Raw genomic sequence first — 17,419 nt, 5'->3', positions numbered from 1 at the left:
GGACCCGGCGGGGTCGGAAGCGTTGTCAGACCACGAAGCGACAGGTCCCCCACATAGGTGTCGACGTCACGCAGCACGATCGGTGGATCGCCGGCCATGCCCAGCCCCAGTCCTGTTCGGCTCGGTAGCGATGCCCCGCAAACTATCCGGGCAGGAACCGACTTATCGGACGACACGCGCTTTTCGGACATAAGCCGTATTTACTTGGTGCTTATGTCAGGTCCGCACGGCTCACGGCCGGGACCTCACGCCTCCGCGACCTCCGCGTATAGCTGCGACAACTCGGGAACGCCGCTCACGGCCCACTCCCGCCCCGAGGCCACGACGTCGAACTCCCGCCCGGACGCGAGCCGGACGACCGGCTGGCCGTCCGGCCAGATCTGCCAGGCGGCCCCGGGCACGGTGCGCACGATGACGGTTCCGAGGTACAGCCCGGCGTCGTTGCCCAGCCAGGGCAGAATCTCCTCGTCGTCCCGCCAGCGCGGCAGCAACTGGTCGAGGGCCTCCAACGAGGCCACGGTGTCATCGAGTTGGATCCCCGCCCGGGACGCGTGGGAACGCAGCAGTTCGCACTCGGAGAGCAGTTCGGCGATGCCCTCGGGGTCGAGGGCCCCGCGCTTCTCGGGCCGATGGCCAAGAAAAGGGATCTTCATACGCACAGCGTGTCATTCGCACGGCCGAACGCACCACAGGCGCGCGGACCGTCGATTCCGGTCGAGTTCACGCCGACTTGTGGCATGGCTCGTTGACGGGTCACGGGTGCCTCTCTAACTTCTCCGTGCGTCTTGCGTCTCGTCGGAACGCCCGAGTGTCCTGCCCGAAGTTGTCATGCGCAGTCATACGCAGCCCTGAGCGGTCGTGAACGGGAGGAGTCGGCCGTGCGCCGATGTGTGTGGATTTCCGCGGTCGTCCTTGCCCTTTTCGCCGCCTTGGTGCCGGGTGTCTCCGCGCACGCGGCCACCGAGCGCAGAGCCGTGCCGCTCCCGCTGGAGCGGCTCTTCGACAACAGGGCCGTCAGCGACGACGCCCGGCCCGCCGCAGCCGACTTCGACGGGGCGGGCGCCTCCCTGTCGGCGCAGGACCTCGCGGCCGCCGGGTGGACGCCGGGCCGCGCGCTGACCGTGCAGGGCGCCCGGCTGACCTGGCCCGACCGGCAGCCTGGCGAGCCGGACAACGTCCTCGCCGCCGGGCAGGACGTGCGGGTGCGCGGCCACGGCGACGCGCTCGCCTTCCTGGTGGCGGGCACGGCCGGCATCGACGTCGGCGCGACGGGGACTGTGGTCTACGCCGACGGCGCCCGATCCGGCTACGGGCTGACCGCGTCCGACTGGCGCACCGGCCCGCTCGCCACCAAGGCGGTCGCGGTGCCGCACATCAACACGCCCGGCGGTCAACTCGCCGAGCGGGCGCGGCTGTACGTCGTGACCGTGCCGCTCGTGGCGGGGCGCCCGGTCGCTTCCGTGCGGCTGCCGCAGGCGCCCGGGCTGCATGTGTTCGCGGTGGCGGTGCGGGCCGCGGCCCCGGGCTGGACGGGGAGTTGGGCTGCGGCGACGGGCGGCTATCCGACCGTGGGGCCGTGGACCGACCGGACGTTGCGCCTGGTCGTGCACACCTCGGCGGGCGGTCCGCGGGTGCGGCTGCGGTTCGACAACACCTTCGCTGCGGGGCCGGTGCGGATCGGTGGCGCCACCGTGGCGGTGCAGCAGTCGGGGGCGGCGGCGAAGGCGGCGCCGGTCCGGGTGTCGTTCGGCGGTGCGGCGGGCGTTCAGATCCCGGCGGGGGCGCAGGCGTACAGCGATCCGCTCGGCTTCACCGTGCCCGCGGACGCCAACCTGCTGGTGAGCTTCCATCTGCCGGGGACCGTGCCGGCCGCGCCCGTGCACCGGCTCGCGCAGCAGCGGTCGTATGTGAGCGAGCCGGGCGATCACACGGCGGACCTCGCCGCCTCCGCCTATCCGACCGTGCTGACGAGCTGGCCGCTGCTGACGGGCGTCGACGTGAGCGGTGGGCCGGGGTCCGTGGTGCTGCTGGGGGACTCGATCACCGACGGCGACAAGTCCACGACGGATGCGAACCGACGCTGGCCCAACGTGCTGGCCACACGACTGCTGAACCAGAGTGTGGTCCCGCGCTATGGCGTGCTCAACCAGGGAATCTCCGGCAACCGTGTGGTCTCCGACCGCTATCCCGGAGACGGGGTCTCCACGGACACGGCCGGGGTGAGCGCCCTGTACCGATTCGACCGGGATGTGCTGGCCCAGACGTCGGCGCGTACGGCCGTGGTGTTCGAGGGCATCAACGATGTGCGCTGGGACACGACCGCGGAGCAGGTCATCGCCGGGCTGCGCGAGATCGCGGACCGTGGGCACGCACGGGGGCTGCGGATGCTGGCGGCGACGATCCTGCCGTGCGCGGGCGAAGCGCGCTGCACAGCCGCCGCCGATGCCGAGCGGGTCGAGATCAACGCCTGGATCCGCGGCGGCGGGGTGTACGACGGCGTGCTCGACTTCGACGCGGTGGTACGGGACCCGGCGCAGCCCTCCCGGATGCTTCCCGCCTACGACAGCGGGGACCATCTGCACCCCGGGGATGCCGGGCTCGCCGCGCTGGCCGACTCCATCGACCTGCGGGCCTTGGTGCCGTGACGGTCCAGGGGCTCTGCCCCCGGACCCCGCATCGGCCTGAACGGCCTCGTCCTCAAACGCCGGACTGGCTGATCCAGCTCGGCCGCGCCTAGACGTCCAGGTCCACGACCACCGGCGCGTGGTCCGAGGCGCCCTTGCCCTTGCGCTCCTCGCGGTCCACGTACGCGTCGGTGACGGCCTTGGCGAACGGCTCGTTGCCGTAGACCAGGTCGATGCGCATGCCGCGGTTCTTGGGGAATGCGAGCTGGCGGTAGTCCCAGTACGTGTACGGGTGGTCGTACTTCAGGGGGCGCGGGACCACGTCGGACAGGCCGGACTCGCGCAGGGAGGCGAGGGCGGCGCGCTCGGCGGGCGTGACGTGGGTGAGGCCCTCGAAGGCGGCCACGTCGTAGACGTCGTCGTCCGTCGGCGCAACGTTGTAGTCGCCCAGCACCGCGAACGGGCGGCTGCCTCCCGCGTCGCCGGCGACGGCCGCCTTCAGGGCCTCGAACCACTGGAGCTTGTAGGCGTAGTGGGGGTGGTCCACCTCACGGCCGTTGGGCACGTACACCGACCAGACGCGGACCGGGCCGCAGGTCGCCGAGATGGCCCGGGGCTCCTCCCCGCCGTCGTAGCCGGGGTCGCCCGGCAGGCCCTTGACGACGTCCTTGAGGCCGACGCGGGAGAGCACCGCCACGCCGTTCCACCGGCCGGTGGCGTTGACCGCCGCCTCGTAGCCGAGGTCGCGCAGCGGGTCGAACGGGAACGCTTCCTCGGCGACCTTGGCCTCCTGGAGGCAGAGCACGTCGGTGCCGCTGCTCTCCAGCCAGGCCAGGAGCCTCGGCAGGCGGGCGGTGATCGAGTTCACGTTCCAGGTCGCGATGCGCATGCCTCACAACCTACCGGGCGGGACTGACAACCCGGCTCCGCCCGGGGTGGGGCCGGTCACAGCTCCGCGGAGGCCCCCGGCGTCAGACGCAGATGCTCCGAGCCGCCCAGGCCGCCGATCTGGCGGTCGTAGATCGGGCGGGCCAGGTCGGTGAGGAGGGCGTCGTGGATGTCGTAGGCGCGCTGCGGCTTGACCTCACGGACGTAGTCGATGACCTCCGCGATCTTGCTCCAGGGCGCCATCACCGGGAGCATCAGCGTCTCCACCGGGTGGTCCGGCACGGTGAGGGCGTCGCCCGGGTGGAACACCCGCCCGCCGTCGATGAGGTAGCCGACGTTGGTGATGCGCGGGATGTCCGGGTGGATGACGGCGTGCAGCTCGCCGTGGACCTGGACGTCGAAGCCGGCGGCGGTGAAGGTGTCGCCGTGGCCGACGGTGTGCACGCGGCCGGGGAACGCCGCCGAGATCTGCTCGGCGACGGACGTCAGCGTCCAGATCTGCGCGGCCGGGTCGGCCTCCATGGCCGCCCGCAGCCGCCCCTCGTCGAAGTGGTCGGGGTGCTCGTGTGTGACGAGGATCGCGTCCGCGCCGACCGCGGCGTCCTCCTCGCTGAAACCGCCGGGGTCGACAACGAGCGTCTGTCCGTCCTTCTCCAGGCGGACGCAGGAGTGCGACTTCTTCGTGAGCTTCATGGGTCCATCCTGGCGCGCACCCGTTCGGGATGCTCACTCCTCGGGAGTGGTCTCCTCCCGTATGACCTTCTGGGCGACCTTGAACGCGCTGTTGGCCGCCGGTACGCCGCAGTAGACGGCCGCCTGGAGCAGCACTTCCTTGATCTCGTCCGGGGTGAGTCCGTTGCGCAGGGCGGCGCGGGTGTGGAAGGCGAGTTCGTCCAGGTGACCGCCCGCGACCAGGGCGGTGAGGGTGACACAGCTCCGGGATCGCCGGTCGAGGCCGGGTCTGCCCCAGACCTCGCCCCACGCGTACCGGGTGATGAGCTCCTGGAAGTCCCCGGAGAAGTCGTCGGCCTGCGCCAGCGCCCGGTCGACGTGCGCGTCGCCGAGCACCTCGCGGCGGACCTTGATCCCCGCGTCGTACGGATCCGCCCGTCCCGTCGTCTGCTGCGGTACGACGGCCGGGGCGATCTCGGCGATCGGCACGGGCTGCGACGGCACGGGGGTCAGGACCGGCTTCACGGGGGCGGCGACGATGGCCATCTGGCCGGTCGTGGAGTCGTAGGCGGGCTGCCAGGCGGTGGAGAAGTGCCGGACCAGCAGGTCGGTGACGGCGGCGGGCTGCTCGACCGGGACGAGGTGGGAGGCGCCGGGAACCACGGCGAGGCGTGCGTCCGGTATGCCGGCGACCAGGGTGCGGGCCTCGGCGGGGCCGGTGACCTGGTCGTCCGAGCCGACCAGGACGAGCGTGGGCACGGCGACGCCGGCGAGCTGCGACCGTACGTCGAAGGAGGCGAGGGCCTCGCAGGCGGCGATGTAGCAGCCGGGGTCAGTGGTCCGCACCATCTGCACGGCCCACTCCGTGATGGCGGGCTGGGCGGCGGCGAAGCCGTTGGTGAACCAGCGGTCCGGCGAGGTGCGGGCGATGGGGTCGAGGCCGTTCGTGCGCACGATCACGCCGCGCTGGCGGAACTCGTCCGCCGTGCCGAAGCGCGGCGAGGCGGCGATCAGCGCGAGCGAGGCGATGCGCTCGGGGTGGCGCAGGGCGAGTTCGATCCCGAGTGCGCCGCCGAGCGCGCAGCCCGCGTAGCCGAAGCGCTGCACGCCGAGGCCGTCGAGGGTGGCGAGCAGTCGTTCGGCGAGTTCGGTGACGGAGCCTGCCGGGTAGGCGGGCGCGCCGCCGTGACCCGGCAGGTCAAACCGGAAGACACGCCACTGCTGGGTCAGCTCGGGGACCTGCCGGTCCCACATGTGCCAGGTGGTACCGAGCGAGGGGCCCAGGATCAGGACCGGGGCATCTTCCGGGCCGTCGAAGCGGTACTGGAGGGCGGGGGTCTTCGTCTCACTCACCGCTCCACGCTAACGTCCGCATCCGAACACCGGCCCCACGGACCCCACGTCCTCACACCTGGCTCCCGCAGATCAGCGGGGAACCCTCACACGGCCTTCACGGGACGGAGGTTCGGCTCAGCCCCGGACGGTGACGCCGTACCGGGTGCGCAGGCGCCACATCTCCCACGCCGAGACCGCCGTCACCGACAGCGGGCCACCCAGCAGGGAGCAGAACTGGGCCACCGGCGGGCCCGCCGGCATGCCTTCGCTGATCAGGTTGAAGATCGCGAGAACCCAGACCAGCACGCCGGTGACCACGGGCGGCAGCATCGGGTGGACATGGGCGGTGTTGAAGGCGCTGCGGGCGGAGTACAGCGACGCCAGGAACAGGAAGGGCAGGCCCCAGAAGATGGCGGCGATGGTGAGGAGCGCGACCGGCACCACCAGCCACGCGTTCTTGCTCTCCATGACCCCGCTGGCGCCCACGAAGTAGATGATCGCGCCGATGAGGGCGAGTGACAGCAGGTACCAGCCGACCGCCTTGAGCGGGTAGCGCAGGCGCGAGCGCATGTGCGTTCGCAGGTGCGGGGGCGCGTAGTAGATGAACCCGAGGATGACCAGGGGCCCGGTGCAGATCAGCAGGAACGGCGTGACGATCGCGTTGGCGAAGCCCGCCTCCGCCGCGTTGTTCCAACGGTCCTTCTCCACGCCGTAGGCGAGGATCAGCGCGATGGTGGCCAGCGCGCCGAGCACCGTGCGGGCCACCTGGACGCGGTCCACGGTGCGGTCCAGGATCCGGTCGCCGCTCTCGTGCACGAACAGCTTGGTGGCGACTCGGTGCGCGGAGCGCAGGACGAGGACGGCGAGGAAGAACGGCGAGAAGTACCAGAGGCAGCCTCGGCGGCGCGCCACGCGGGCGGGGGCGCCGGGCGGCGGACCGTAGGGGTACGGGTTGGGGTTCGGGTACGGATTCGGGTGCGGTGCGGGCGGGCCGTAGGGATTGCCGCCGTTGCTGGGCCCGTAGGGGCCGTTGGGCGTCGGTCCCGGTCCGTACGGAGCGCCCCAGCCCTGACCGCCGGGTCCCGTGCCGCCCGGTTGTCCCGCGCCGGGTCCAGGACCCCATCCCCCGGTTGCCATGACCTCTCCCGCCGTTCGTTTCGGGCCAGTTGCCGTGTGTCGCCTGGGCGACAACGCGGCAGTGTAGTTGCTCCTGGGAAAGGGCGGTCGTCGGCGTTGGGCGTTCTCGAATCAGGCGGCGTTGGGCATTTCCGGGTCAGGCTTCCGGTGGCGCGAACGCGACGTCGGTGAGGGCGCCGGCCGGGTCGAGGCCGGTGAGTGCGCCGACGGGGTCCAGGTCGGGCGTGCCGCGTGGCCACCAGTCGTCGTGGCCCGGCTCCGATTCGTACGGGTACCACAGGCCCTCGCGGCCGAGGCGGAGTTGGACATGGCCGCGGGGGTGGGTGAGGCGGTTGCGCCAGGGACGGAAGGCGGGGAGGTCGGCGGCGAGCAGGAGCGGACGGGCACGGTCGAAGCGGCCGGCCGGCGGGTCCCAGGGTTCTTCGAGGACGGCGAGCCCCTCGAGACCGCCCTGTCGCCAGGCCGCGACCGCGCGGGCCAGATCGGCCTGGGTACGGTCGGTGGCGGAGGCCAGGGAGGAATACAGGGCACGGGTGGCGGCGGTGAGACCGGAACCGGGGCGGGCGGCGGCGAGCCGTACCGCGTCCTGCCACAGGGTCAGTTCGGCGACCGGGTCACGGCCGGTGCCCAGCAGGGCGTGTGCGCGGGCGGCCGCGTCCGTCGCCAACTGGTCCAGCGCGAAGGGGTCCGGGCCGCCGGGGGCCGCCGGGTAGACGGGCGGTTGCTCGGGATGCGGGGGCACGGGCAAGGGGGCCGGGAGGGGCGGAAGTCGACGCTCGGGATCCAGCGCGTCGATGGCGCGTACGCCCGCCAGGGGCGCCGGTTGCTGTTCCTGTGCGGCACGGGCCGCGCGGGCGGCACTCAGCCGGGACAGCGCGTCGAGCAACTGCCGTTCACCGCGGCCGCGCAGCAGAAGCAGTACGAACGGGTCGGCGTCCAGCAGACGTGCGGTCTGGTAGCACAGGGCCGCGGCGTGTTTGCAGGGGTGACCTCGGTCGGGGCAACTGCACCGGGGGTCCAGGTCGCCCGGTCCCGGCAGCAGCGGCACTCCGCAGTCGGCGAGGGACTGCGGCATCTCCTTGTCCAGCAACGCCGCGATGTGCCCCGGCCGTTCGGCGACGGCGTCCAGGAACCGCGTCCAGTCGGCGTCGTCCAGCGTCCGCGTCCGCACCTGTACGCGGTACGGACGCGGGCGGCTGCCCCGCACATACGCCAACACCAGTCCCGGCGTCACGGTGATGGCGTCGACATGCCCCTCCTGCGCATAACCTCGCCCCCGCGCAAGCCGTTTGGCGTCAAGGGCACCCTCCTCCAACGCGGTCACCCATGCATTGCCCCACCAACTCTCCGCGAACCGCACGTCGTCCACCGCACGGGCCGCGAAGGCCGGGAAGGTGCGCCGGAGTTCCCCGTCCCGGGAGGGGGCGGCCATGGAACGCGGGACGCGGGGGGAGGGATCGGCGGGCAGGGGGGTTGATGGCTGGGCGGAGGGGAAGGCGGGATCGCCGGGGGGCGGCGGGGAGGGGGGAGTCGTCGGGTTGTGTCGCGGTTGGTCTGCCGGATCGAACGCCGCGGAAAGGGCACGCGTCGGCTTGCGCCGCCGGTCGTCGGCCGAATCGGACGCCGCAGAGGGAGAACTCGTCGGCCTGTAACGCCCGTCGCCGGCCCAATTGGGCGCCGCAGACGGAGGACTCGTCGGCCCGTGCCCGCCGTCGGCCGAATCGGGCAGCCCCGAGTCGTCGTCGCCTTCGGGCTGATCCGAGGACGGCATCAGGAAGGCGCCGGCGAGCAGGCTCTGTACGTCTCGGACGCGCATGCGGCCCGCAGCGCCGCCCGGCTGACGGAGCGGCTCGCTCCCGCGCTGCCCGACGCCACTGCCGCCCGCGTCCCGTCGACGCCTGTCCCTGACTCCGGTACCAGCATCGGTCGCTGCCACGGGCCGACGCGGTCCACGGGCGCCCTGGACGCCCTTGTCACCTTCCTCCGACTCGGCCCGCCGCCGCTCCTCCAAGGCCGCGCGCAACGCCTCACGCGCTGCGTCCCCTGGACGTGCCCCCGGACCAGACCCGGGTCGGCCCGACGCCGGGGCGGGAGCCTCGATGCCTGGTTCGGTTGGCTCGCCTGACGGCACCGCCTTGGCCGAGTCCGCGTTCGCGCCTGGCCGATGCGCATCCGGCCGATGCGCGTCCGCGCCGGATGCCCGGGGCGCCCCACCACGGCCGACCTCCACGCCGTCCGGACCATCGGCAGAGCCCACGCCCGCGCCGCCCAGCCCCAGCCCCAGGCCCAGGCCCAGGTCCCGATCTCGGGTAGGCCGCACTGCCGCGCGCGCGGCATCCCCCGGCCGATCAGCCCTCCGCTTGTCCTCCCCCGCGGCCGACTCCCCGCCCGCAGCAGCCCCTTGCTCTGCCTCGCGTCGCTCCCGGGCAGCCCGCAGCGCGCGGCGTGCCACATCGGCCGGTCGATGCTCGGCACCCCCACGTCGGCTCGACTCGCCACCCTCGGTCGGCACGGCGTGCGGCATCAGCTCGTCATCGCCGGACGTCCTGCGCTCATCAGCCCCAGTCTCCCGGTCGCCCCCCGACACCTTCCCCTCGCCGCCGGACACCGCCCCCTCACCCCCCGGCACCCTCTCCATGTCGCCAGACACTGCCCACTCACCCCCCGACACCTCCGGCCCCCCGCCCCCCGAACTCCCCCGCTCCCCCGCCCCCGTCATGACTCCCTCCTCAGCGACACGAGGTCGGACAGCTCGTGGTCCGTCAGCTCTGTGAGGGCCGATTCGCCGGAGCCGAGGATCGCGTCGGCCAGGGCGCGCTTGGATTCGAGCATCTCCGCGATGCGGTCCTCGACGGTGCCCTCGGTGATGAGGCGGTGGACCTGGACGGGCTGGGTCTGGCCGATGCGGTAGGCGCGGTCGGTGGCCTGCTCCTCGACCGCCGGGTTCCACCAGCGGTCGAAGTGGACGACATGTCCGGCGCGGGTGAGGTTCAGCCCGGTGCCCGCCGCCTTGAGGGACAGGACCAGGACCGGGGTCGCGCCCTCCTGGAAGCGGTCCACCATCCGTTCGCGCTCGGGGACGGGTGTACCGCCGTGGAGCAGGTCCACCGGGACCGCCCGGGCGGCGAGGTGGGCGGCGATCAGGCGGGCCATCCCCACGTACTGCGTGAAGACGAGCGCCGAACCGTCCTCGGCCAGCAGCGTGTCGAGCAGTTCGTCCAGCAGGGCGAGCTTGCCGGAGCGGGCGGCGGTGGCGGCCGATGCGGCCGCTGCGTCCTCCTTCAGGTACAACGCGGGGTGGTCGCAGATCTGCTTCAGGGACGTCAGGAGTTTCAGCACCAGTCCCCGGCGCGCGATGCCCTCCGCCGTCTCGATGGCGAGCAGAGACTCACGCACCACGGCCTCGTAGAGCGCGGCCTGCTCACGGGTGAGCGGGACCGGGTGGTCCGTCTCGGTCTTGGGCGGCAGTTCGGGGACGATCCCGGGGTCTGACTTCTTGCGGCGCAGCAGGAACGGCCGCACCAGGCGGGCCAGCCGGGTCACCGCCTCCTCGTCCTCACCGTTCTCCACGGCACGCGCGTGCCGGGCGCGGAAGGACTTCAGGGGGCCGAGCAGGCCAGGGGTCGTCCAGTCGAGCAGTGCCCAGAGTTCGGAGAGGTTGTTCTCCACCGGGGTGCCGGTCAGCGCCACACGCGCGGGCGTCGGGATCGTGCGCAGCGCCTTCGCCGTCGCCGAGTAGGGGTTCTTGACGTGCTGTGCCTCGTCGGCGACGACCATGCCCCAGGTGTGCTGGGCCAGCGTCGGCGCCGTCGACCGCATGGTGCCGTACGTCGTCAGGACGAAGCCGCCGGCCATGTCGTCCAGGGTGCGGTCCGGGCCGTGGAAGCGGCGGACGGGGACGCCGGGCGCGAAGCGGGTGATCTCCCGCTGCCAGTTGCCCAGCAGGGACGCCGGGCAGACCACCAGGGTCGGTGCGGTCCTGGCGCGCTTCAGATGCAGGGCGATGACCGTGATCGTCTTGCCGAGCCCCATGTCGTCGGCCAGGCAGCCGCCGAGTCCCAGGGATGTCATGAGGTCCAGCCAGGCCAGGCCGCGCAGTTGGTAGTCGCGCAGGGTGGCCTGCAGGCCCGGCGGCGCCTCGGCCGGCCGGACCCCCGCCGTGAGCCGGTCCCGCAGGGCCGCCAGTGCGCCGACCGGTACCGCCTCGACCGTCTCGCCGTCGACCTCCGCGCTGCCGGTGAGGGCGACGGACAGCGCGTCGACCGGGTCGAGCAGGCCCAGTTCGCGCTTGCGTGCCTTGCGGACGAGGGCCGGGTCGACCAGTACCCAGCGGTCCCGCAGCCGGACGACCGGGCGGTGCGCCTCGGCGAGGGCGTCCATCTCGCCCTCGGTGAGCGGGTCGCCGCCGATCGCCAACTGCCAGCGGAACTGGAGCAGTTCCTCACTCTCGAAGAACCCGGTGCCGTCGGTCGCCGAGCCGGGCGCGGGCCGTACGACCGCCGCCGCGCTGAGGTCCTGCGCGAGGTCGCGGGGCCAGTGCACGGCCACCCCGGCCGCCGCGAGCCGGGTCGTGGCCACGCCCAGGAGGTCCCCCAACTCCTCGTCGGACAGGGCCAGTACATCGGGTACGTCCTGCTCGGCGAGGCGGTCGAGCGGGGCCCATACCCGGGCCGCGCGGCGCACCGCAAGCGCCGCGTCCACCCGCGCGCGTGGCCCGAAGGCGTCGTCCGCCTCGCCGGCCCACAGGGCGGCCGCGTCGGCCACCAGGGTGGGGTCGGCGAGGCTGTGCACCTGGACGATGGCCGCGCCCGCGCTGCGTGCGCCGTCGTCGCGGTCGTCGAAGAGGTCGTAGGCGGACAGGTCCAGGCGCAGCGAGATCCGTACGCCCGCGTCCATGCCGGCGGCGACCTCGGCCGCCCAGTCGTGGGCGTCGGGCAGGCGCTGGGGCTCGCGCGCGGCGAAGGGCTTTCCCGACACGTGCGGCGCGGCGGGGGTGCGGGGCAGGGTGTCGGCGACCGCGTCCAGGAAGGCGCGCATCAGCGCCTCCGGCTCGGGCAGCCGCAGCGGGCCCGGGCCGGGCAGGGGGACCGCGTGGCCCTCGTACGGCAGGGCGGCGGCGACCGCGCGCAGGTGCGCGATGTCGTCGGGGTCGAGGGGGCCGGCCCGCCAGGCGTCGTGGCCGGTGGGGGTCAGGCCGGGCAGCAGCCGGCCGCGCGCGGTGAGCCGCAGGGCGTGCAGGGCGGCCGCACCCCAGCAGGCGGTGGCGGGGTGGGCGGCGGGGTCCCGCCGCGCCCGCACGAGCAGCGGCAGCGCCTCGCCGAGCGGCAGGGTGAGCGCGGGGGCGGTCCTGCGGCGGACTCCCGCGCCATGGCGTCGTACGACGGTGAGCTCGGTGTCCTCGGCGGGCAGCGGGCCGCCCTCGGGGTCCCAGAAGGCGATCCGGCCCTCGCGCGGAAGGGGCGCGGGCAGGAAGACGGCCGCGAGCCGCACGGGGACGGCCCCGCCCGCCCGCTCGGCCACCGTGGTCCTGTCGCTCATACGTCCTGTCACCTCCCGCCTTCGAGTCCGGTCAACCGTCTTCGACTCTACGGGCGGGGTCTGACAATCGGCCCCGGCGGCCTGCGCGGGCCGGGGACCGTCACGCGGTGATCACCGGGTCGTCAGGGAACCGTGCGGGAGACCGCGTACACGAACGGGTGTTCCGCGTCGGACAGGTTGACGACGATGTCCTGGGTGGGCGCCGGTGCCTTCTGCTTGCGGACGATGCCGTACCAGGGCCCGGAGTCCTTGAAGTCCCAGCCGGTGATCTTCCGGTCGCGGGCGTTGATGGTGATCTCGTCGGCCTCCAGGTCGTCCCGGGTGACGTCGAGGGACTTGAGGAAGACGTCCAGGTTGTCCTTGGTGGTCTCGAACTGGACGTAGAGACGGCTGGTCTTCCAGTTGTTCGTCTCGTAGTAGGCGACCTTGTACGACGGCACCGGGATCGGGATCTGGTACAGCCGGCGCTGCACCCTCGACGGCCAGCCCTCGGAGAGGCCGGTCGCCGAGTACTTCTCCTCCTTGTCCTTGCCGCTGTCGCGGCTCTGGTTGGCGGAGATCACCAGGTAGCCGGCAGGCACGCCGATGAGCAGCACGATGATGAGCAGGGTGAGCGCCCGGCGGCGGATCTTGTGGCGGCGGTCCTCGGGCTGCGACTGGTCGCCCGAGGAATCGGCCCGGCGGGGTACGGACACGGTCACGCCGACCCCTGAGACGTCCGGCGGGCTTCCGCGAACCGCGCGTAGCGCTCGTAGCGCTCGACCCGGCGCCGGTTGGCGCGCCGGAAGCGGCGGGCGACCAGGCGGGCCAGGTCGGCGGCGCCGACCATGCCGGCCTCGGGGCCGAGCTGGGCCCGGGTGATGCGGGCCTCGGGGCGGTAGCCGCGGCCGGTGAGGTGGCGCTTGAAGGCGTCCCGCGCGGGGCCGATCAGCAGGTCGTCGGCGGCCGACACACCGCCGCCGATGACGAAGCAGGAGGGATCCAGGGCGGCGGCGAGGTTGGCGATGCCGACACCGAGCCACTGGCCGATGTCCTGGAGCAGTTCGATGCACATGGCGTCGCCCTCGCGGGCGAGCTCGGTGATCATCGGGCCGGTGATGTCGTCGATCTGGCCCTTGACGTGCTCGATGATCCCGTACGCCACGGGAGAGTCGGCGGCGGCCAGCTCCTTCGCCTCGCGCACGAGCGCGTTGCCGGAGCTGTACTGCTCCCAGCAGCCGCGGTTGCCGCACGGGCAGCGGTGGCCGCCGGGCACGACCTGCATATGGCCGAACTCGCCGGCGACGCCGTACTTGCCCCGCTTGACCTGCCCGTCCTCCAGGATCGCGCCGCCGATGCCGGTGCCCAGGGTGATCATGACGAGGTGGTCCTCGCCACGCCCGGCGCCGAAGCGCCACTCGGCCCAGGCGGCGGAGTTGGCGTCGTTGTCGACCAGGACGGGCACGGCGAGCCGGCCGGCCAGGCGGTCGCGCAGGGGCTCGTTGCGCCAGGACAGGTGGGGCGCGAACAGGACCCGGTTGCGGTCGGCGTCGACCCAGCCGGCCGCGCCGATGCCGACGGCGTGCACGTCGTGGCGGTCGGACAGGTCCAGGACCAGTTCGACGATGGTGTCCTCGACGACCTTCGGGCTCTTGGACTTGTCCGGGGTCTCCGTGCGGAGCTTCTCCAGGATGTTGCCGTCGGCGTCCACGACGCCCGCCATCACCTTGGTGCCGCCGATGTCGATGCCCACGGTGGGGACTCGGGGCGCGGACAGGTGAGAGCGGCGCTCTCTGGGGCCCACCGTCCTCAGAACGGGGGCCCGCCGTGAGCCGATGGGGGCGGTGAAGTCGCGGTAGGTGCTCATCAGGGCCGATTCTGCCGCACGCTCACGCTGGGTGCCGAACGGGGCGGCAAAGGTGGATGCGCGTCACATGCCGGGTGCCGGTTCGTCGTGGCCGGTCGCGCCCCCGCGGCGGAGCCGCATATCGACACAGCCCCGCGCCCCCGCTGGGGCGAAGCGCTCGGGGCACATCGCAATGTCCTGACATTGCAACGTACCAACCGGTCTCTCGCGCTCGGCCGGGAGCGTACGGGCGGGCGTTCACGACCTCACGAGGAGCTGGAACTCGAACGAGTACCGCGACGGGCGGTACGTGTGCGTGCCGTACTCCACCGCTCGGCCGGTGTCGTCGAACGTCACGCGCTGCATCGTCAGCAGCGGGGCGCCTTCCTCCTCCGCCAGGCGCTCGGCCTCGGGGGCGGTGGCGGCGCGGGCGCCGATCGTCTGACGGGCGCTGTGCAGGGTGATGCCGGCGGCGCGCATCAGCCGGTAGAGGCCGGTGGACTCCAGTTGCGCGGTGTTCAGGTCGAGGAGGCCGGGCGGCAGGTAGTTGCACAGGTACGCCATCGGCTCGCCGTGCGCGAGGCGCAGCCGCTCGATCCGGTGCACGTCGCTGTCCTCGGCCACCCCGAGGGCCGCCGCGACCTCGGCGGACGCCGGGACGACGGTGTTGACGATCACCCGGGTCGCCGGGCGTTGGCCGGCCGACTCCAGGTCGTCGTAGAGGCTGCTGAGCTCCAGCGGGCGCTTGACCTGGCTGTGCACGACCTGTGTCCCGACGCCCCGGCGGCGCACCAGCAGACCCTTGTCCACGAGCGACTGGATGGCCTGGCGGACGGTCGGACGGGACAGGCCGAGGCGTGCCGCGAGCTCGATCTCGTTGCCGAGCAGGCTGCCGGGCGTGAGCGCTCCGTGCTCGATCGCGGCTTCGAGCTGTTGGGAGAGCTGGAAGTACAAGGGCACCGGACTGCTCCGGTCCACGCTGAGCTCGAGTTCCACGGTCGGGTCCACTTCTGGTTTCGGCACGGGCCGACTGTAGCTCTACGCGTTGTTGACGGGAAGTCGTGTAGTTTGATTGTCCGGACATTTGCATTGACAGCGTACGCACTGAACCCGCACTTTGTTTCCATGCGCATCGGGGTCATCGGTACAGGCCGCATCGGCACCATCCACGCCAACACGCTCAGCCGTCATCGAGACGTCGGCTCCTTGATCGTCACGGACGCGGATGCCTCGCGCGCCCAGGAGCTGGCCCACCGACTGGGCGAGACGGCCGCGCCGGGGGTGGACGAGATCTTCCGGTGGGGCGTGGACGCCGTGGTGATCACCACGGCGACGTCGGCCCATGCCGAACTGATCGGCCGGGCGGCGCGGTCGGGGCTCCCGGTGTTCTGCGAGAAGCCCATAGCCCTCGATCTGCCGGGCACACTGCACGCGATCGGGGAGGTGGAGACCGCAGGGACGATCCTCCAGATGGGCTTCCAGCGGCGCTTCGACGCGGGCTACGTGGGCGCCCGCGAGGCGGTGCGGTCCGGCCGGCTCGGGCGCCTGCACACGGTGCGGGCGCTGACCAGCGACCAGGCGCCGCCGCCGGTCGCCTGGCTGCCGCTGTCCGGCGGGCTGTACCGGGACGCGCTGATCCACGACTTCGACGTGCTGCGCTGGGTGACCGGGCGCGACGTCGTCGACGTGTACGCGGCCGGGTCCGACGCCGGGCCCGCGATGTTCCGTGAGGCGGGCGACGTGGACACGGCCGCGGTGGTGCTCACGATGGAGGACGGCACGCTCGCCACGGCCACCGCGACACGACTGAACGGAGCCGGGTACGACGTGCGCATGGAGCTGGCCGGTGAGCTGGACACGGTCGTGGTCGGTCTGGACGACCGCACGCCGGTCGCGTCCACCGAGCCGACGGGGCCGCCCGCGGCGGACAAGCCGTGGCCGGGGTTCCTGGAGCGGTTCGGGCCCGCGTACGAGGCGGAGCTGAACGCGTTCGTGGAGGTCGTGCGCGGCGAGCGGGCCAACCCCTGCGACGGCCGGGAGGCCTTGCAGGCGCTGCGGATCTCGGAGGCGTGCGAGCTGTCGAGACGGGACCGAAGACCGGTCGCGATCGCCGAACTGCCGGGCGGGACCCAGAACGCGGCGCTGTGAGTGCGAGCCCCACTCGTGGGATGCGGCGACACCTGCCCCGTGCATGTCGCTACCAGCGCACCGGCAGACTCCGCACCCCACGGATCAGCACACCCGGCAGCCACTGCCCCGGCGGTCCGTCCAGGGCCAGGTCCGGGGCGCGTTCCAGCAGGGACCGGATCGCCGTGCGGGCCTCCAGGCGGGCGAGCGGGGCGCCCAGGCAGTAGTGGATGCCGTGGCCGAAGGCGATGTGGCCGCGGGTGTCGCGCCGGATGTCGAAGCGCTCGGGGGCGGGGAAGCGGGCCGCGTCGCGGTCGGCGGCGGTGAGGCCGATCATGACCGCCTCGCCCGGTGCGATGGGCACTCCGGCGATGTCCAGGGGCTCGGCGGCGAATCGGAACGTCGCGTTCTCCACCGGCCCCTCGTAGCGCAGTGCCTCCTCGACCGCACCGTCGATCAGGTTCATGTCGGCGCGCAGGGCGGCCAGTTGGTCGGGGTGGGTGAGCAGGGCGTGGACGGCGTTGGTGATGAGGTGGACCGTGGTCTCGTGGCCGGCGATCAGCAGGACGAAGGCCATGCCGCGCAACTCCTGCGGGGAGAGCCGGTCGCCGTCCTGCGCGGTGGTGCGGATCAGGTCGCTCAGCAGGTCGGCGCCCGGGCCTGCGCAGCGCTTGTCCTCGATGAGTTCGGTGAGGTACTCGGCGAGGCGTGCGAAGGCGTCGTACTCGCTCTGTGCGCTGGTCGGGGCGACCGCCTCCGTGGAGATCTTGCGGAACTCCGTGCGGTCCATCTCGGGCACGCCGAGCAGCTCGCAGATCACGGTGATCGGCAGCGGGTAGGCGAAGGACTCCACCAGGTCGGCCCGGCCCTGCGGGAGCATCGCGTCGAGCAGTTCGTCGGTGATCTGCCGGATCCGCGGACGCAGTTCCTCCACCCGGCGCATCGTGAACGCACGGGTGATCAGGCTCCGCAGGCGGGTGTGCTGGGGCGGGTCCGCGACCAGCAGATACTTCCCGATCAGCTCCTCGTCGAGGAACGTCACCCCGATCCTGCTGCCGTCCTTGGCGAGCCTTGGGTCGGCGAGCGCCGCGCGCGCCTCCTCGTGCCCGACGACGAGCCAGGTCTCGTGGTGCGCGTCGGGCTCCTGGAGCCGCACCCGGTGCACCGGGCCGCGGGCGCGCAACCGCGCGTACACGGGGTGCGGGTCCGTACGGAAACCGTCGCCGAACTCCCCGAGGTCGATCACTTCCACCATGACGCTCCCCCTCCCACT

Annotated in this window: 13 protein-coding genes; 2 read left to right on the top strand and 11 right to left on the bottom strand. The window is 72.7% G+C overall.

Annotated elements, in window-relative coordinates:
* Positions 1–245 precede the first annotated feature (245 nt).
* Complete coding sequence (locus tag ACZ69Q_RS02805) at positions 246–653, bottom strand: DUF6278 family protein (protein ID WP_471035198.1); 408 nt, start codon at positions 651–653, stop codon at positions 246–248.
* A gap of 225 nt (positions 654–878) precedes the next feature.
* On the opposite strand from ACZ69Q_RS02805, the gene ACZ69Q_RS02800 reads away from it, so the two are divergent.
* The gene (locus tag ACZ69Q_RS02800) at positions 879–2,645 is read left to right on the top strand and encodes an SGNH/GDSL hydrolase family protein (RefSeq protein WP_471035195.1); all 1,767 of its coding nucleotides are present in this window, start codon (positions 879–881) and stop codon (positions 2,643–2,645) included.
* An 88-nt stretch (positions 2,646–2,733) separates the two neighbouring features.
* On the opposite strand, the gene ACZ69Q_RS02795 is transcribed toward ACZ69Q_RS02800, so the two are convergent.
* The 9 genes from ACZ69Q_RS02795 to ACZ69Q_RS02755 all read right to left on the bottom strand — a co-directional run bounded on the left by ACZ69Q_RS02795 (position 2,734) and on the right by ACZ69Q_RS02755 (position 15,015).
* Positions 2,734–3,513: an exodeoxyribonuclease III gene (locus ACZ69Q_RS02795; RefSeq protein WP_471035192.1), complete on the bottom strand. Its 780-nt coding sequence runs from the start codon at positions 3,511–3,513 to the stop codon at positions 2,734–2,736.
* 56 nt (positions 3,514–3,569) lie between these two features.
* Positions 3,570–4,205 carry an MBL fold metallo-hydrolase gene (locus tag ACZ69Q_RS02790; RefSeq protein ID WP_471035188.1) on the bottom strand — a complete coding sequence of 212 codons (636 nt, stop codon included), beginning with the start codon at positions 4,203–4,205 and terminating at the stop codon, positions 3,570–3,572.
* 33 nt (positions 4,206–4,238) lie between these two features.
* On the bottom strand, positions 4,239–5,537 hold the full coding sequence (pcaDC, locus tag ACZ69Q_RS02785) for a bifunctional 3-oxoadipate enol-lactonase/4-carboxymuconolactone decarboxylase PcaDC (RefSeq protein ID WP_471035185.1): 1,299 nt from the start codon (positions 5,535–5,537) through the stop codon (positions 4,239–4,241).
* A gap of 117 nt (positions 5,538–5,654) precedes the next feature.
* A complete protein-coding gene (locus tag ACZ69Q_RS02780) occupies positions 5,655–6,656 on the bottom strand; it encodes a hypothetical protein (protein ID WP_471035182.1) in 1,002 nt (333 codons plus the stop codon).
* A 136-nt stretch (positions 6,657–6,792) separates the two neighbouring features.
* Positions 6,793–8,472, bottom strand: coding sequence for an SWIM zinc finger family protein (locus tag ACZ69Q_RS02775; protein WP_471035178.1), 1,680 nt, complete (start codon positions 8,470–8,472; stop codon positions 6,793–6,795).
* Positions 8,473–9,371: 899 nt separating this feature from the next.
* Entirely contained in the window at positions 9,372–12,194 is a 2,823-nt protein-coding gene (locus tag ACZ69Q_RS02770) for a DEAD/DEAH box helicase (protein ID WP_471035174.1), read from the bottom strand.
* 122 nt (positions 12,195–12,316) lie between these two features.
* The gene (locus ACZ69Q_RS02765) at positions 12,317–12,895 is read right to left on the bottom strand and encodes a sugar kinase (RefSeq protein WP_471035170.1); all 579 of its coding nucleotides are present in this window, start codon (positions 12,893–12,895) and stop codon (positions 12,317–12,319) included.
* Entirely contained in the window at positions 12,892–14,040 is a 1,149-nt protein-coding gene (locus ACZ69Q_RS02760; protein ID WP_471035166.1) for an ROK family glucokinase, read from the bottom strand. The genes ACZ69Q_RS02765 and ACZ69Q_RS02760 overlap by 4 nt, the downstream gene beginning before the upstream one ends.
* A 237-nt stretch (positions 14,041–14,277) precedes the next feature.
* Positions 14,278–15,015, bottom strand: a complete 738-nt coding sequence (locus tag ACZ69Q_RS02755; protein WP_471040011.1) for a GntR family transcriptional regulator — start codon at positions 15,013–15,015, stop codon at positions 14,278–14,280.
* Positions 15,016–15,144: 129 nt separating this feature from the next.
* Here ACZ69Q_RS02755 and ACZ69Q_RS02750 point away from each other — a divergent pair, with 129 nt between their 5' ends.
* Positions 15,145–16,167, top strand: a complete 1,023-nt coding sequence (locus ACZ69Q_RS02750; protein ID WP_471035162.1) for a Gfo/Idh/MocA family protein — start codon at positions 15,145–15,147, stop codon at positions 16,165–16,167.
* Positions 16,168–16,216: 49 nt separating this feature from the next.
* On the opposite strand, the gene ACZ69Q_RS02745 is transcribed toward ACZ69Q_RS02750, so the two are convergent.
* Complete coding sequence (locus ACZ69Q_RS02745; protein ID WP_471035157.1) at positions 16,217–17,401, bottom strand: cytochrome P450 family protein; 1,185 nt, start codon at positions 17,399–17,401, stop codon at positions 16,217–16,219.
* Positions 17,402–17,419 lie beyond the last annotated feature (18 nt).

This window comes from Streptomyces sp. NPDC036764 (genome assembly GCF_055609385.1).
The sequence above is the reverse complement of the archived record's forward strand: the minus strand, read 5'-3'. Positions and strand labels throughout refer to the sequence as shown.

Coding starts and splice junctions, on each gene's coding strand:
- ACZ69Q_RS02780 (WP_471035182.1), bottom strand. CDS start 6,656: ATGGCAACCGGGGGATGGGGTCCTGGACCCGGCGCGGGACAACCGGGC.
- ACZ69Q_RS02770 (WP_471035174.1), bottom strand. CDS start 12,194: ATGAGCGACAGGACCACGGTGGCCGAGCGGGCGGGCGGGGCCGTCCCC.
- ACZ69Q_RS02745 (WP_471035157.1), bottom strand. CDS start 17,401: ATGGTGGAAGTGATCGACCTCGGGGAGTTCGGCGACGGTTTCCGTACG.
- ACZ69Q_RS02805 (WP_471035198.1), bottom strand. CDS start 653: ATGAAGATCCCTTTTCTTGGCCATCGGCCCGAGAAGCGCGGGGCCCTC.
- ACZ69Q_RS02795 (WP_471035192.1), bottom strand. CDS start 3,513: ATGCGCATCGCGACCTGGAACGTGAACTCGATCACCGCCCGCCTGCCG.
- ACZ69Q_RS02750 (WP_471035162.1), top strand. CDS start 15,145: ATGCGCATCGGGGTCATCGGTACAGGCCGCATCGGCACCATCCACGCC.
- ACZ69Q_RS02790 (WP_471035188.1), bottom strand. CDS start 4,205: ATGAAGCTCACGAAGAAGTCGCACTCCTGCGTCCGCCTGGAGAAGGAC.
- ACZ69Q_RS02775 (WP_471035178.1), bottom strand. CDS start 8,472: ATGCGCGTCCGAGACGTACAGAGCCTGCTCGCCGGCGCCTTCCTGATG.
- ACZ69Q_RS02760 (WP_471035166.1), bottom strand. CDS start 14,040: ATGAGCACCTACCGCGACTTCACCGCCCCCATCGGCTCACGGCGGGCC.